Here is a 14635-nt window from a genome sequence, read left to right as displayed (position 1 = left end):
GGTATCCAGATTGGCAGATTCTGCTAAGATGTGGCCATGGACAGCACAGACCGACGCCTTCTCACCGCCCTGCAGCAAGATGGGCGCATGACCAACCAGGCCCTGGCGGACCAGATCGGCCTGTCACCTTCACCCTGTCTGAGACGGGTCCGGGCGCTTGAAGAGTCCGGATTGATTTCGGGCTATGCCGCGATCCTTGATCGGAACAAGGCCGGCCTGCCGATCACGGCCTTCCTGAAGATCAAGCTCGCCAATCACGCGCCCGCGACCGTTGCGGCCTTTGAGAAAGCCATCCTGCGCCTGGATGAGGTGCTTGAATGCCACCTCACCTCAGGCGCGGAGGATTATCTGTTGCAAGTCGTCGTCGACAGTCAGTCCGGCTATGAGCGCTTCATGCGCGAACGCCTGCATCCCGTGCCGGGCATCGCCGGCATCGAAACCAGCTTCGCCTTCGGCACGGTCAAGCGCACGCCGGTCCTGCCGCTGGAACAGGCCTAGGCCGGCTCCAGCACGACAAGGCGGCATTTGTGGACATGATAGTCCGCCTCGTCCGCTTCGCGGATCTTCGCCTTCCCCGATTTCTCCAGGGATTTGAGGTAGTCGGCGTAATTGTCCTCGCCCCAGACATCCTCGTGAACGGTGGCGATGATGCCGCCGCCCGGCCGGGTGATGCGGATCAGCTCGTCAAAGCCTTTCGGCCCCACATGGGCGTGCGTGAACGCGCCCACGCAAATGATCGCGTCATACGCATTGTCGGGATAGTCGAGCTTTTCGGTCATGTCCGCTTCGCGCAGGTCGTCATAGACTTCCTTGCGACGGGCCACGGTGAGCATGTCCGGCGACAGGTCCATGCCGTCCACATTCTCATAGCCGCGCTTGTTCAGCTCGACCCCGGCCAGGCCGGTGCCGCAGCCCGCATCGAGAATGCGAATGGAGGTGTCAGGCAAAAGCGCGCGCAGCTTCTCACTCGCGACCGCCGGCCCGACATAACCCATGCCACCGACTGTGTCGTCGTCATAGTTCTCGGCCCAGTCCTTGTAAGCATCCCGCGTTTCTTCCGGATCTCCGCTCAAATTGTAAATCCGGTTGAGAATTTCATTTTCAGATTTCATGACTCTCTCTCGCCCTGCTGACAGTGCGAATACTTATAACGGATTCCAGAGATCGAATCCAATTCTCCTGAGATCATGTTATTTTCTTATAGGTTTTTCGAGTTCCTCACATTTCTTGTGAATTTTTCTTGTCATTTTTTATTCGGATATTCACGCCCGATTGCCCATGGCCGTGAGGGGAAAGGGTGACAGCACCCGAACGCTCGGCTAACGGCTAATCCATGTCTGCACCACTTCTCACCCTGACCGACACGCGCCTGACCTTTGGCGCGACCCCGCTGCTCACAGGCGCGGATCTCATTGTGCGCGAGAACGAGCGCATCGGCCTTGTGGGCCGCAACGGATCCGGCAAATCCTCATTCCTGAAAATCGCGGCCGGGATCATCGAAGCCGATGAGGGCGACCGCTTCGTCCATCCCGGCTCCACCCTGCGCTATTTGACGCAAGAGCCGGACCTTACCGGCTATGACAGCGTGATCGCCTATATCCGCGACGGGCTGGCGCCGGGGGATGACGCCTATCGAGCGGACTATCTCGCCGAACATCTTGGGCTGGACCCCGACGCCGACCCCGCGAACCTATCAGGCGGGGAGGCGCGCCGGGCCGCGCTCGCCCGCACGCTGGCGCCCCAGCCGGACATCCTGCTGCTCGATGAGCCGACCAACCATCTCGACCTGCCAGCGATCGAATGGCTGGAAAGCGAGCTGAACGCCCATCGCGGCGCGCTCGTCCTGATCAGCCACGACCGACGCTTCCTGGAAAACCTGACCCGTCAGACCGTCTGGATTGATCGCGGTCAGACCCGCCGCCTTGACCGCGGCTTTGCTCATTTCGAGGCCTGGCGCGACGAGGTGTTCGAAGCCGAAGCGCAGGAACGCCACAAGCTCGAGCGCCAGATCGCGCGTGAAGAAGACTGGATGCGCTATGGCGTGACCGCCCGCCGCAAGCGCAATGTGCGCCGGGTGGGCGAGCTGCAGGCGATGAAATCCGATCTCAAGAACTGGCGCGGCCCCCAGGGCGCCGCCAGCCTGTCGGTGAGCGAAGCGGACCGTTCGGGCAAGCTCGTCATTGAAGCGGGCCATGTCAGCAAGGCCTATGACGGCCGCCCCATCTTCACCGATTTGTCCATCAAGATCGCGCGGGGCGACCGCATTGCCCTCGTGGGCCCCAATGGCGCGGGCAAGACCACGATGATCAAGGTGCTGACCGGCCAGATCGAACCGGACTCAGGGAGTGTGAAGCTGGGCACCAATCTTGAGATCGCGAGTCTCGATCAGCGCCGCGCTGCGCTCAAACCCGACTGGACCGTCACCGAAGCCATTGCGCCCGGCGGCGGCGAACGGGTGGAAGTGGCCGGCAGCGTCAAGCACGTGCAAGCCTATATGAAGGACTTCCTGTTCAGCCCCGAACAGGCCCGCACGCCCGTGCACGCCCTGTCAGGCGGGGAACGGGCCCGGCTGATGCTGGCGCGCGCGCTCGCCCTACCGTCAAACCTGCTCGTCCTCGACGAACCGACGAACGATCTGGATCTTGAGACGCTGGATCTGCTGGAAGAGCTGATCGCGGACTATAACGGCACCGCGCTGCTGGTCAGCCACGATCGGGACTTCATCGACCGCACCGCCACCGCCACCATCGCCTGGGAAGAAGACGGGGTCTGGCGAGTCTATGCGGGCGGGTATTCAGACATGATCGCCCAGCGCGGCGAAGGCGTGAAAGCGCGCAAGGCCGCCGAGAAGCCCGAAAAGACCGCCAGCAAATCCAAGGGCGAGAAACCGAAGAACAAGTCCTCCGGCAAGCTCAGCTTCAAGGACAAGCACGCGCTCGAAACCCTGCCCGGCGAGATCGAAACGATCGAGGCGAGTCTCGCAAAGCTCGAAACCGAGCTGGCTGACGCCAGTCTGTTCACGAAAAACCCCGAGCGCTTCAACGCCGCCACGAAAGAGCATGCCCGCCTGACCGAAGACAAGGCGGCCAAAGAAGAGCGCTGGCTCGAGCTTGAAATGCTCCGCGAGGAGATCGAGGGGGGCTAGGCGCCCTACATTCAGCCCGCCTTGACGGTCATGGCGCTGGCGGCGTCAAAATCGCCGCCAATCAGCGCGTCATAGGCCGCCAGAGCGCCCTCACCGCCATCATATTCCTCTTCGGTGAAGAGCTGTTGACCCGCGCCCGCAAAGCTCATCCAGGCGGCGCCATAGCGACGGCCGAACTCGTCGCTGCCCCAGGCCTTCATACGGTCGCGCACATGATCAGGCGCAAAGAAGAAGACCGGCTTGGGCCCCGGCATGGCGCCGGGCGGGGCGGAATTTTCCCAGTGGGCGCCGCCCACCCGGATATTGCCAATTAGGTCATCCGCGAGCGTTTCGTGAAGGGCCTTGTTCACCTTGGAATCGCCCGCAAAGTCAACGATCAGACGCCGAGGCTCGGGCTTGAAGTCCGCGATCGCGTCATAGGTGCTGATCGTGTCGTAATACCCGGTGCTCTGCACGAAATCCGTGTTCCGCGCTGAGGTCAGCGCCTCGATCTGAACACCCTCGGGGTGGTTGGCATGCAGCAGATGCGCAAGCGCGAGCGCCGTCTTGGACGAGGCGCTGGTGAGCGTGATCTGGCCCGCGCCCATGAAGTCATGATCGCGCAAGTGAAGATCGATCAGGAAGGAAGTGATGAAGAGCGGCTGCAGCACCATCTGCGCCGCTTCACGCTCCGGCGCATACCCCGGATCGGCCTGGCAGCGCACATAGCGGTTATAGGCGCTCGCCAGCTCGGCCCGGTGCGGCGACACCTCCAGGAAGGAGCCCGGCTTGACCGCATCGACGCTCAGCACGGCCTCGTCCGCGGCGGGCCAATAGCCATAGATCCGCTCGCCCACTTCAAGGCCCGGCGCCCGGGTTTCCACCACATCGGCAAAGCCCCAGACCGGAAGTCGGCCCGAGCCATCCTCGGCGGGATAGAAATCCCAATAGCGCATGGCGGCGCCGAAGGCGGCATAGGTGATGTTGTTCGCCGTCAGCGCAAAGCGCCTGATCGCGAACCGCGCCTGCCCGTCCGACAGGGGCTGAGACGCCGTCTTCACCAGCGATGCGTCGGAAATATCGGCTTTGTTGATGGACAGCGCCCAACCCATGACATCCTCCCTCGCACGCCGCCCGGGACGCGCCTTTTTAGTTAAGCTCTAATGTTCCAGGAAATCATCCGGTCTGTCACCATTTGACCAGACCCGAAGTACATCTTTGCGGGCTGGCGTGATCGGATAGGGATAGTCCGCACACGGTATCGCGGCCAGAATGTCCGCAATCACGGCCAATCGCGCGACACGCTTGTCGTCCGCCTTCACAACCCGCCACGGCACGGCCTCACCCGTCGCGGCCAGCATGGCGTCCCGCGCCTCGGTGTAGGCGTCAAACTTCTTAAGAGCGACGGCGTCGATGGGCGAGATTTTCCACGTTTTGAGAGGGTCGGACTTGCGCGCCTCCAGGCGACGCGCCTGTTCGCCCCGAGACAGATCGAGATAGTATTTCAGGACTATCATCCCGTCATCGATCAGCAATTTCTCAAACGGACCGACATCACGCAGGAAGCGCACATAATCGGTCTCCTCGCAGAAGCCCATCACCCGCTCCACACCGGCGCGATTGTACCAGGAGCGGTTGAACAGAACCATTTCACCATTGGCGGGCAAATGGTTGACCCAGCGCTGGAAGTACCAGCTGGACCGATCCCGCTCGGACGGCTTGCCCAGCGCGACGACGCGCGTCTCGCGCGGCGATTGATGCTGGACGACCCGCTTGATCACGCCGTCCTTGCCCGCCGCGTCACGTCCCTCAAGGATGACCAGAAGCTTGCGGTTTTCCGCAATCAGCTGGCGCTGCATCGCGACGAGATTGACTTGCAGCGGATAGAGCTCCGCTTTGTAGATATCCTTGTCCATGATGGCAGACTGGCGTCATCGCGCGCCCTGGCCAAGCCCTACTCGGCCGCTTCTGACAGCGGCGCATCCTTGCGGAAGACCTGATCGCCCGCCGTGCCGAACCGGACATGACCGTCTTCCAGCTTGCCAAAGCGAATGGCGAACATGTCCTGGACATAGTTCTGATAGGTCCGCCAGGGCGGCGTCGCCCCCTGTCGCGGCAGGGTCGGCAAGGCGCGCTGAACATAACCTGACGAGAAATCGAGCAGCGGCTGGGTTTCCAGATCGTCCGGCGGGGTCGGCACGACATAATCGAGATTGCGCGCCTTCATGTGATTGATCAGGCGACACACCCGTTCAGCGGTCAGGTCCACCTTCAGCGTCCAGGAGGCATTGGTGTAGCCAAAGGCCAGCGCCAGATTGGGCACGTCCGACAGCATCATGCCGCGATAGGTGACGTGGTCAGGGGCGACAAAAGCCTCTCCATCCACGCTGATATCCATGCCGCCGCCGACCTGCATCTCAAGGCCCGTGGCGGGAATGATGAGGTCCGCCTCAAGGGTCTCGCCCGATTTGAGCAGAATACCGTCCTCGGTGAAGCGCTCGATCTGGTCGGTGACGATCGAGGCCTCTCCCGATTTCAGGACGTCGAAGAAATCACCTTCCGGCGCCAGGCAGAAGCGCTGGTCCCAGGGCCGGTAGCTGGGTGAGAAGTGCTTCTCGACATCAAAATCCTCGCCCAGATGCTCCTGAATGGCCTTGAGCACCCCCTTCTTCACAAAGTCCGGCCAGCGCCGCGACATCTGGAAGATCAGGATCGCCTGCAGCACATTTTTCACCCGGGTCAGGCCATAGGCCGTCTTGGAGGGCAGGACCTTGCGCAGGAAATCGGCCGTCTTGTCCACGGAGGGTCGCGCCGCGATATAGGTCGGCGAACGCTGAAGCATGGTCACATGGCTGGCCTTGTCGGACATGGCCGGGACAAGCGTCACCGCCGTCGCCCCCGATCCGATCACCACAACGCGCTTGCCGCTGTAATCATAGCCTTCAGGCCAGTGCTGGGGATGGATCACATCGCCCTTGAAATCGGACCGACCGGGGAAGTCCGGCATATAGCCGCGATCATACCGATAATAGCCCGAGCACAGGAAAACGAACTTGGCGCGATAGCGCTTGATCTCGCGGGCCTCACCGACCGCGACCTCTACGGTCCAGCGCGCCTCTTCCGTGTTCCAATGGGCCCCGATGACCCGGTGCTGATAGCGGATATGCGATGAAATGCCCGCCTCCTCGGCGGTGTCGTTCACATAATTGCGGATGGACGGACCGTCCGCGAACACCTTGCCGTCGGTCCAGGGCCGGAAGGCATAGCCAAAGGTGTACATGTCGCTGTCAGAGCGGATGCCGGGATAGCGGAACAGGTCCCAGGTGCCGCCCAGGCTCTTGCGCGATTCCAGGATCAGATAGGATTGATCCGGGCACCGGTGTTGCAGATGCCAGGCCGCACCAACGCCTGACAGGCCGGCCCCGACAATGAGCACATCAAGATCCGCCTCGACGGGCGCTGAAACGTTTGCAGACATGTCTTCCTCCCCGGCGGCTGCGCCGCTCGTTCTGAGAGCAAGTGAACACTGTTCACTTCACGCCTGCAAGCGGAAACGCCCCTAGGCGCCGCATCCGGTGCGAGACCGGATGCGCGCCTCCAGCTCGTCACGCCATGTGATCAGGGCCTCTGCGATATGGCAGGTGTCGGCCGTATCGAGGGCCGGATCGGTCGCCAGGTCATCCAGCAACAGCTCGACACTGTCCGTTCCTTCAAGCAGGCCGGATGAGGGCGCATCAAATCGCTTGAGCACGCCGTCCTCGGTCCAGGCGGGCCAGCCTGCACCGGGGTCGCCGGTCCGGGCGAACTCGGTCCAGTAGGCGCCCATTTCCGCCGCCAGCTCTGCACGGCTGTCGACGTTTTCACGGTGGAACAGGAACCGGTCGAGGGGACCGAAGAAATCGAAATGGTTGAAGACGAAGGGAATTTCCATGGCGTGCGCCGCACCGAAAACCTCCGACAAATCCATTGTCAGAACGCTGCCGCCATCATCCCAGTCAAACCGGTACGCCCACAGGGCGTCATGACCCGCATCGCTCATCAGATCGAACGGCTGGTCAATCGCCAGGATGCGCCAGAGCCGGGACTGATAATAAGAGCGGCGCTCATACAGATTGGGATCACGGATCGAGATCAGAACACCAAACCGCTGACGGGTCAGCTCCGGGTTCAGGGCGTTGAAGAGCTTCATCTCGTCCCTGTTCACGCCTGAAATGACCGGCACGGCGTTGAAGGTCTCCCTATCGTCCAGCGTGCTGGCTAGCCCCTCACGTGGCAGCGTCACGCCATCTGCGATCACGCGCGGCAGCTCCGCCCGCGCATCCCCCAGATTATAGGCGTCAAACACCGCCTGAAGCGGTGCGTTTCGCAAGCCATACGCTGTCGGCTCACCGCTCAGCATGCGCTCTGCGGCGGGGATGGCGCTGTTTTCAGTTCCCGATTGCGCCTCGTCCAGCGGCGTTGAATCAAAGAAGCCCGATTGCACGACCGCGCGATGATAGAGCCCGGACGCCAGGGGCGAGGCCAGCAAGGCGGCGACATTCTGTCCGCCTGCGCTCTCGCCAAAGATGGTCACGGTATCGGGATCACCGCCGAACTGGGTGATCTCGTCTGACACCCATTCAAGCGCCGCCACATGGTCGAGCAAGGCGAAGTTGGCGCCTTCGCCTTCATCAATCTCCGGGTGCGCGAAGAAGCCAAGCGGGCCCAACCGGTACTGGATGACGACAACCACGACATCATGCGCTTGCGCCAGTTTGGAGCCGTCATACTGGCTGGCGAATCCCCAGGTGTTCGAACCGCCATGGATCCAGACCATAACCGGCCGGTTCGCATTGTCGGGCCCCGCCCCGCTGGGCGCATAGACATCAAGCTTCAGGCAGTCCTCGCTGCCGAACAGCTCGCCAGCGTCACGCCCGGTGGTCCGGGTGCTCAACCGGTTGATGATTTGCGGACAGGGCTCTGAATGGGTCAGGGCCTCGAAGCGCTCGGCGAAAGGCGTCGCCGGTTGCGGCGCGCGCCAGCGATTCTCCCCTGCAGTGGAGGCGGCATAGGGCAAGCCGAGCCAGACCTGGGCGCCATTGTCCGCCGTATAGCCGACAATATCCCCATAGCTCAGCGTGCGTTGGGTCGCGTCCTGCGGGTCTGGCGCCTCCGGAACGCTCGAACAGGCGCTCATGGTGATGGCCAACGCCGCTACAACGCCTGCACGCAAAAGTCTTGTCATTCGGGCCTCCCTAACCTCAGACCCAATGTGTTCCGACCCTGAGGACGCGGCAAGGAAAACCCAAAAAGAAAAAGGGGCGCGCCCGCGTCCGGACACGCCCCGTATGGGACAGGCGTCAGGCCCTCTCTACCAAGCGCCCGTCCAGGTCAGATCAACGCGCACGCTGCGTCCAGCTTCGGACACGCCGGCGAAGACGCGCTCATAATCCTCATCAAACACGTTATCGACGCCGAGATTGATGCGCAGGGGCTGGTCCGCCATGGGAGTCCAGCCCGCATACAGGTCCAGCACCGCATAGCCATCACGCTCTTCCGCCGCGCTGGCGGCCTTGTCGAAGTCGGATGCGAACGCCACGCGACCGCCCAGGGTCAGGCGTTGCGGCTCAAAGGTGTAGCGCGCATTCACAAAGCCCATGACCGGCTGAAGCGCACCCAGCGGGTCGCCTGTGGCCTTGTCCTCGCCATCCACCTCGAAGACGGAGCCTGACAGCTCGAACGCCCCGACCGAATAGGCCGCCGCGATCTCGAAGCCTTCCAGCTCGGCTTCCGACAGGTTCTCAGAATAAGTCGTCCCGGCTGAACACGGCATGAAGGGCGGCGCGAAGCAGGTCGGATTGAAGGCAAAGTCCACATTGAGATTGATCAGGTCCTCAGCCTCGGTCTGGAACCAGGCCCCCTTGATCTCCAGCCGGTCATTGGCCGTGAACAGGCCCTCATGACTGAAGGCGGCGCCGATCTCGAACGTCTCGGTCTCTTCCGGCTTCAGGTTCGGATTGGCGATGAAGCTGTTGGTGATGAAGACCGGCGCGCCCAGGATCGGGTGCGGCAAGGAGAAGTGGGTGTCGCTGAGATAGAGCTCATTGAGCGAGGGCGCGCGGAAGGCTTCCGACCAGCTGCCGAACACTCGCACGCTGTCATTAGGCGCCCAGGTCGCCGCGATGCGGGGAGAGACGGCCTCGTCTTTGTTGTCATCGGCGGCGCTCGATGCACTCTCGAACTGGTCAAAGCGCACGCCCGGAAGGACGATCAGTTCGCCGGCCGCGCCGAGATCGAGCGTGCTTTCAAGCTGGGCCCAGACGCCGGTGAAGCGGGTGGAGCCGGACGGCACGCCGCCCCGCACCCCGTCAGAGGTGGCGGAATCAAAGCCTTCCTGCTCGTCCTCATACCATTCCGCGCCTGTCACCAACGCCAGATCGAGCCCGCCCAGCGCAAACTCGGCGCGGTTCTCCGCTCGAATGCCGGTGGTAGTCAGGTCCCGCTCGACCCGGCGATTGATGCTCGCATCCACCTCATCCACTTCACCGATATTGTGATAGAGCGTGGTTTCGAGATTGATCAGCGGGCTTTGCGGATTGAGGCTCAAGGTCGCACGCAGACTGTCGGACGCCACATCCTTGTCCATCAGCGGGTTCATGCTGTTCACGCCCGCTACGCCCTGGCCATTGTTCGGCTCGGTTGAGTCATTGCGGAAACTCAGCCAGCCCAGCTCCAGCTCGACCCCTTCGGCCACGTCCCATTCCCCGCCCAGCAAGGTGGAGACGATGTCATCGCTGGCGGTCAGGTCATCGCCCGAGCCTAGCGCGATATCACCGGACTGACGCACGCTGACCGCCGCCACGCCCTCGAGGTCGCCGAAATCGCCGACCAGGGCCACCGAGCCGCGGCTTTCCTCATTGACCGAGCGATAGCCGGCCGAGGCGCGCACGCCATGGCGCTGCCCCTCATCCAGAAGGTCATCGGCTTCCAGCGTTTCAAAGGCCACAACACCGCCCGCCGCGCCGGATCCGTAGAGCGAGGAGGCCGAGCCGCGCACGCTTTCCACCCGCCCCAGCAAGGACGGATCGAGGAAGAGCACCCCGTCATGGGCGCTGTTGAAGTTCTGACGCGCGCCATCGATCAGCAAGGTCACATTCTCACGGCCCAACCCGCGCAGGCTGAGGGTCTGGCCGGTCCGGCGCGGTCCGCCCGAGACTTCCAGCGCCGGAATGTCTTCCAGAAGCTCGATCAGGTCAGAGGGTCGGTTCTGGTTGAGCGCTTCCAGCGAGATCACGCTGGTCAGGCCCGGATAATCGAAATTGGTGAGCTGGGTGCGCGTGGCGGTGACCACGATCACATCGCTGGCTTCATCGCCCAGCCCGGCGTCGGTCTCGGCCATGGCCGGCGACGCCAGCGCCAGAGCCGTGACGCCTGCCGTCAGCATCAAACGCGCGTTCAGTCTCTCAGATTTGGAAATCATGTCCTCGCCCCGTATTGCGAACAGTTCTCAATTGAGCCCTGAATGGCGCAGCTCTTTTGAGATTGCAAGTAAGAATCTTTCGCACTATGCAGTCGGCGTGACATTTCGCAGGACGGATCGCGCCGGCAGGGCCGCTTCGTTCAGCCTGACCGCAAGACAGACAGGGACATTGAGATGACCAAATTGCGCTTGATGACGCTCGCCACCGCCAGCCTCGCCGCGCTCACGCTGGGCGCATGCGCCAGCACCGGTGCTGCTCTGAACGACACGCCACACACCCACGCCGCCCATGCGCACGCCGATCATGAAGCCGATTACGAAGCGGACCGTGCGGCCATCCTGGCCATGGCGGGAGAGTACGAGGTGACGTTCGATTTCACCGAATTCCTGCCCATAGACTCCGAGTATGAACTGGCCGACCCCAAGGTCACCCCGGCCCGGGAAGTGGTGTATGTGATCGCCGATACGGGCGACTTCATCTCGCTCCAGCACCTGCTGCTGGTCGGCGATCTGGAAGATCCGTTCGTGGTCAAGCACTGGCGTCAGGATTGGGCGTATGAACCTGAACGGCTGATGGCCTATCGCGGTTTTGGCGCCTGGGAGATGGAAGAGCTGAGCCGTCACCAATCGCACGGCGCCTGGTCGCAGACCGTCTATCAGGTGGATGACAGCCCGCGCTATGCCGGGATCGCCCGGTGGGAGCACGCGCCCGAAGCCTCCACCTGGGAGCCGGCGCGCAGCTGGCGGCCCCTGCCGCGCCGCGACGCCACCACGCGCGATGATTACGATGTGATCGAGGCGGTAAACCGCCACACCGTGCTCGACTGGGGCTGGACCCATGAACAGGACAATTCAAAGCTCGTCCTGCGCCATGGCGAGGAGCGCGAGCTGGTGCGCGAGCACGGCATCAACACCTATCGCCGGTATGACCTTGAAGGCGATCACGCCGCGCAAACCTATTGGAACGGGACCGAGGCGTACTGGGCGGATGTCCGCGCCGTCTGGGACGACATCCTGGAAACCGCCGAGCGGTTCAGCGCCGAGGATGATGCGGAAGGCACGATGCTCTATATGCCGCTTCTGAATGAAGGCCAGGCCGTGCTCGATGGCGAGCAGGAGGCGGACACGGCCTTCTCGAACGCCGCCGAGGTGATGGAAGCGCAGATCACGGTCGATGGCGAACCGCTCGAGGTGGAATAGCGCCGGCGCACATGGGGCCCCGGATCAAGTCCGAGGACCGAGACCATAGAGCTTGAACCTCTCGGCCTTCGGACTTGATCCGGAGGCCCATACCGCCCCAGCAAAAAGCCCCGGCGGAAACGCCGGGGCTTTTCTTGTTCAGGCGCTTAAACCTAGGCCTGGTCGAGCTTGGGCACGTTCACCAGCTTGACGCGGCCCGACTTCTTGTCGCGGACCACGATCACGCGCTTCATGTCCACGCCCTCGATGGATTTGCCCATCTCGGCGAGGCGCGCCAGCGAGGCGTCACGCACGGTCTGGTCGTCCGCATCGGGCGCCAGCTTGATGGTGTCGCGACGCTTGCCGCCTTCCTGGACCACCACATCGATCTCCTCGATCGCGGCGTCCAGATCCGCTTCATTCGCGGTCGGCCATTGCGCATCAAAGACGGACGGTTTGTGGCCGGCCATCTCCCACAGCTCTTCGGCCATGAAGGGTGCGAACGGCGCCAGCACGGTGATGAACTGGTCGAGCACCGCCTTGGAAATCGGCTTGCCTTCCACCGCATTGAGGAACTTCATCAGTTCGGCGATGCCGGTATTCAGGCGCAGATTGTCGAGGTCTTCCGTCACCGCAAGCACCAGCTTGGTGAGCGCCAGGCTGACGGGCTTGCTCTCTTCAGACGCCGGATTGGCGAGACCTTCAGTGGTGAAGCGCCAGACGCGGCGCAGGAATTTGAGCGCACTTGAAACCTTCTCGGTCTCCCATTCGCGCATCGCCTCGACCGGGCCCATGAACATCATGTGCACACGGAAAGCGTCCGCCCCAAAGCGTTCCACCACATCATCAGGCGTGACGACGTTGTGGAGCGATTTGGACATCTTCGCGCCGACCCGCTCGACCACATCGCCCGACGGTTCGTGGACGAAGGTCCCGTCTTCGCGCTCGACCACCTCATCAACCGGCAGGATGATGCCGCGATCATTCTTGAAGGCGTGGCTGGTCAGCAGGCCCTGGTTCACCAGCTTCTGGAACGGCTCCTTGGTGGAGACCAGACCCAGATCAAACAGGATCTTGTGCCAGAAGCGCGCATACAGAAGGTGCAGAGTCGCATGCTCGGCGCCGCCCACATAGAGGTCGACCATGCCCCAGGCTTTCTCGAGCTCGGGATCGACCATGGCCTGCGTGTTCCGCGGGTCCTTGAAGCGCAGATAATACCAGCACGAGCCCGCCCATTGCGGCATGGTGTTGGTGTCCCGGCGCCCCTTCATTCCTGTGACAGGATCGGTGACCTCGACCCAGTCCTCGGCGCGCGCCAGCGGGGATTCCCCGTGACCGGTGGGCTTGTAAGTGTCGATATGCGGCAAGGTCAGCGGCAGCTGGTCCTCGGGCACGGTGGTGCGAGTGCCGTCTTCCCAGTGAATGATCGGGATCGGCTCGCCCCAATAGCGCTGACGGGCGAAGATCCAGTCGCGCAGATTATAGCTGATGACGCGCTTTCCGAGGCCCTGGGCTTCCAGATGGTCAGCGACCGCTTCGCGCGCCTCGCGCCAACGCACGCCCGCCTGATAGAGTTCGCTGTCATCAGGGGCCGCCAGCATGACGCCGTCTTCGGTCCAGCATTTCTGACCCGCCAGCACGGCATCGCGGTCCGGCGCATCCGCGCCCGGATCAATCACCGGCACGATATCGAGGCCGTACTTGCTGGCGAAGGCAAAGTCGCGTTCGTCATGGGCGGGAACGCCCATCACCGCGCCGGTGCCATAGTCGGGCAGCACATAGTCGGCGACGAAGATCGGCACAGCACGGCCCGTCACCGGATTAATAGCGAAGCTGCCCGTGGGCGCGCCGGTCTTCTCTGCGTCCTTGGTGCGGTCCAGATCGGATTTGCGCGCAGCCTCGTCGCGATAGGCGTCCACCGCCGCCTTCTGCTCGGGCGCGGTCAGCACGTCCACCAGCTCGTGCTCGGGCGCGACGGCCAGGAAGGTCACCCCGCCCAGCGTGTCGACGCGGGTGGTGAAGGTTTCCACCTCCTGGTCTGAACCCTGCACCTTGAAGCGCAATTGCACGCCTTCGGAACGGCCGATCCAGTTACGCTGGGAATCCTTGATGCCTTCGGGCCAGTCCAGACCGTCGAGATCATTGATCAGTCGCTCGGCATAGGCCGTGATGCGCATCTTCACCTGCTTGAGCGGGACGCGGATCACCTCATAGCCCTGCTCGGACTTGCCGTCGAAAACCTCTTCATTGGCCAGGATCGTGCCGAGCTCGGCGCACCAGTTCACCGGCGCGGTCTCGTAATACACCAGCCGCCGCTCGTCCTGATACTCCTGAACCGCCAGCTTGCCCTCGGCCTCGACCTCGGACGGGATCGGCAGCTCGTCCATGGGACGGGCCTTCTGGGCGTCATGGTCGTACCAGGCGTTATAGAGCCGGGCGAAGATGAACTGGGTCCAGTGATAGTATTCCGGGCTGGAGGTCTGGATCTCGCGATCCCAGTCATACCCGAGCCCCAGAAGATCCATCTGACGCTTATAATTGGCGATATTGTCCTGGGTGGAGACCTGGGGGTGGACCCCGGTCTTCATGGCATAGCGTTCCGCGGGCAGGCCGAAGCTATCCCAGCCCATCGGATGGAGCACCTTGTAACCGGCCATGCGCTTATAGCGCGCGACAATGTCCGTGGACAGATAACCGACCGGGTGACCGACATGGAGCCCCGCGCCGGACGGATAGGGAAACATGTCCAGCACATAGAAGGTCTTCTCGCCGGGCTTGGGGTCCGGCGTCTTCATGGTGCGGTTCTGTTTCCAGTACGCGCGCCATTTCTTCTCAAGGGCGTTGAACTCGTATGCGGTCTGTTCGGTCATCGA

At 62.7% G+C, this 14635-nt stretch carries 10 protein-coding genes; 3 read left to right on the top strand and 7 right to left on the bottom strand.

Annotation, left to right across the window (positions count from 1 at the left end; all coding sequences use genetic code 11):
* The first annotated feature begins 36 nt into the window (after nucleotides 1-36).
* On the top strand, nucleotides 37-498 hold the full coding sequence (locus RBA95_RS02770; protein WP_306015277.1) for an Lrp/AsnC family transcriptional regulator: 462 nt from the start codon (nucleotides 37-39) through the stop codon (nucleotides 496-498).
* On the opposite strand, the gene RBA95_RS02765 is transcribed toward RBA95_RS02770, so the two are convergent.
* Nucleotides 495-1112 (bottom strand): class I SAM-dependent methyltransferase, encoded by a 618-nt coding sequence (locus RBA95_RS02765; protein ID WP_306015276.1) that lies wholly within the window; start codon nucleotides 1110-1112, stop codon nucleotides 495-497. The two genes, RBA95_RS02770 and RBA95_RS02765, sit on opposite strands and share 4 nt — an antisense overlap.
* Before the next feature lie 221 nt (nucleotides 1113-1333).
* Between RBA95_RS02765 and RBA95_RS02760 the strand changes: the two genes are divergently transcribed.
* Complete coding sequence (locus RBA95_RS02760; protein ID WP_306015275.1) at nucleotides 1334-3145, top strand: ABC-F family ATP-binding cassette domain-containing protein; 1812 nt, start codon at nucleotides 1334-1336, stop codon at nucleotides 3143-3145.
* Between the two features lie 11 nt (nucleotides 3146-3156).
* Here RBA95_RS02760 and RBA95_RS02755 read toward each other — a convergent pair whose 3' ends face one another.
* The 5 genes from RBA95_RS02755 to RBA95_RS02735 form a co-directional block, all read right to left on the bottom strand.
* The gene (locus RBA95_RS02755; protein ID WP_306015274.1) at nucleotides 3157-4236 is read right to left on the bottom strand and encodes a DUF2855 family protein; all 1080 of its coding nucleotides are present in this window, start codon (nucleotides 4234-4236) and stop codon (nucleotides 3157-3159) included.
* A gap of 48 nt (nucleotides 4237-4284) precedes the next feature.
* A complete protein-coding gene (gene ppk2, locus RBA95_RS02750; protein ID WP_306015273.1) occupies nucleotides 4285-5040 on the bottom strand; it encodes a polyphosphate kinase 2 in 756 nt (251 codons plus the stop codon).
* 38 nt (nucleotides 5041-5078) lie between these two features.
* Nucleotides 5079-6602: an NAD(P)/FAD-dependent oxidoreductase gene (locus RBA95_RS02745; protein WP_306015272.1), complete on the bottom strand. Its 1524-nt coding sequence runs from the start codon at nucleotides 6600-6602 to the stop codon at nucleotides 5079-5081.
* Between the two features lie 81 nt (nucleotides 6603-6683).
* Nucleotides 6684-8348 (bottom strand): carboxylesterase/lipase family protein, encoded by a 1665-nt coding sequence (locus RBA95_RS02740; RefSeq protein WP_306015271.1) that lies wholly within the window; start codon nucleotides 8346-8348, stop codon nucleotides 6684-6686.
* A gap of 126 nt (nucleotides 8349-8474) precedes the next feature.
* The gene (locus RBA95_RS02735; RefSeq protein ID WP_306015270.1) at nucleotides 8475-10583 is read right to left on the bottom strand and encodes a TonB-dependent receptor domain-containing protein; all 2109 of its coding nucleotides are present in this window, start codon (nucleotides 10581-10583) and stop codon (nucleotides 8475-8477) included.
* A 174-nt stretch (nucleotides 10584-10757) separates the two neighbouring features.
* Here RBA95_RS02735 and RBA95_RS02730 point away from each other — a divergent pair, with 174 nt between their 5' ends.
* Nucleotides 10758-11783: a DUF6607 family protein gene (locus tag RBA95_RS02730; RefSeq protein WP_306015269.1), complete on the top strand. Its 1026-nt coding sequence runs from the start codon at nucleotides 10758-10760 to the stop codon at nucleotides 11781-11783.
* A gap of 152 nt (nucleotides 11784-11935) precedes the next feature.
* Here the strand turns inward: RBA95_RS02730 and leuS are convergent, their stop codons facing one another.
* Nucleotides 11936-14632, bottom strand: coding sequence for a leucine--tRNA ligase (gene leuS, locus RBA95_RS02725; RefSeq protein ID WP_306015268.1), 2697 nt, complete (start codon nucleotides 14630-14632; stop codon nucleotides 11936-11938).
* Nucleotides 14633-14635: the final 3 nt, after the last annotated feature.

Origin of the sequence: Oceanicaulis sp. MMSF_3324 (assembly GCF_030733545.1) — a bacterium.
GTDB lineage: Bacteria > Pseudomonadota > Alphaproteobacteria > Caulobacterales > Maricaulaceae > Oceanicaulis.
Note: the sequence above shows the minus strand (reverse complement) of the source record. Positions and strands in the feature narration are given on the sequence as shown.

Coding starts and splice junctions, on each gene's coding strand:
- RBA95_RS02745 (WP_306015272.1), bottom strand. CDS start 6,602: ATGTCTGCAAACGTTTCAGCGCCCGTCGAGGCGGATCTTGATGTGCTC.
- RBA95_RS02735 (WP_306015270.1), bottom strand. CDS start 10,583: ATGATTTCCAAATCTGAGAGACTGAACGCGCGTTTGATGCTGACGGCA.
- ppk2 (WP_306015273.1), bottom strand. CDS start 5,040: ATGGACAAGGATATCTACAAAGCGGAGCTCTATCCGCTGCAAGTCAAT.
- RBA95_RS02755 (WP_306015274.1), bottom strand. CDS start 4,236: ATGGGTTGGGCGCTGTCCATCAACAAAGCCGATATTTCCGACGCATCG.
- RBA95_RS02740 (WP_306015271.1), bottom strand. CDS start 8,348: ATGACAAGACTTTTGCGTGCAGGCGTTGTAGCGGCGTTGGCCATCACC.
- RBA95_RS02765 (WP_306015276.1), bottom strand. CDS start 1,112: ATGAAATCTGAAAATGAAATTCTCAACCGGATTTACAATTTGAGCGGA.
- leuS (WP_306015268.1), bottom strand. CDS start 14,632: ATGACCGAACAGACCGCATACGAGTTCAACGCCCTTGAGAAGAAATGG.
- RBA95_RS02770 (WP_306015277.1), top strand. CDS start 37: ATGGACAGCACAGACCGACGCCTTCTCACCGCCCTGCAGCAAGATGGG.
- RBA95_RS02760 (WP_306015275.1), top strand. CDS start 1,334: ATGTCTGCACCACTTCTCACCCTGACCGACACGCGCCTGACCTTTGGC.
- RBA95_RS02730 (WP_306015269.1), top strand. CDS start 10,758: ATGACCAAATTGCGCTTGATGACGCTCGCCACCGCCAGCCTCGCCGCG.